We start from the raw sequence: 453 nt of genomic DNA, 5'->3' as shown, positions 1-453 counted from the left end.
TGTTAGCCAGCACGCGGGATCAAAGCTCGCCCTACATCGGTTACTGGAACGACAGGTTGGCTGGACGCTCTGGAATGACGCTGGTCATCCTGCCTGACCAATCCTGATACTACATCAAGGCCTGGCCACAGGGAATTTTCTTCGGCCCGCGGGCGAGGGAGTTCGCTTCGGGCAACATTGCTCACGACCTGATCAATAATCTGGATTGACCCGCGTCAAACCTAAACGCGGTAGAAGTCATGCTCCTGATCCACTTCGATCTAACCCCAATTTTGATTTCCTCCGAAACAGGGCAGGACTGGTACCCACAATTCGATTAAAAAAGCGAGTGAGATGTACCTGATCGGCAAAGCCGCATTCTTGTGCAATCTCTGCAACAGAAAGTCGCGTTTCTTCAAGGAGTACCCGCGCCCGTTCAATTCGGCGGAGAATGATGTACTGATGTAACGTGGT

1 protein-coding gene is annotated in these 453 nt (G+C 52.1%); it reads right to left on the bottom strand.

What is annotated here, in order from left to right; all coding sequences use genetic code 11:
• Positions 1–237 precede the first annotated feature (237 nt).
• Positions 238–453 (bottom strand): helix-turn-helix transcriptional regulator (locus RCF13_RS05385; protein ID WP_308140937.1); only part of this gene is annotated, 216 nt, incomplete at its 5' end.

Source organism: Stenotrophomonas maltophilia group sp. RNC7 (assembly GCF_030910085.1).
Taxonomy (GTDB): Bacteria; Pseudomonadota; Gammaproteobacteria; order Xanthomonadales; family Xanthomonadaceae; genus Stenotrophomonas; species Stenotrophomonas sepilia.
The sequence above is the reverse complement of the archived record's forward strand: the minus strand, read 5'-3'. Positions and strand labels throughout refer to the sequence as shown.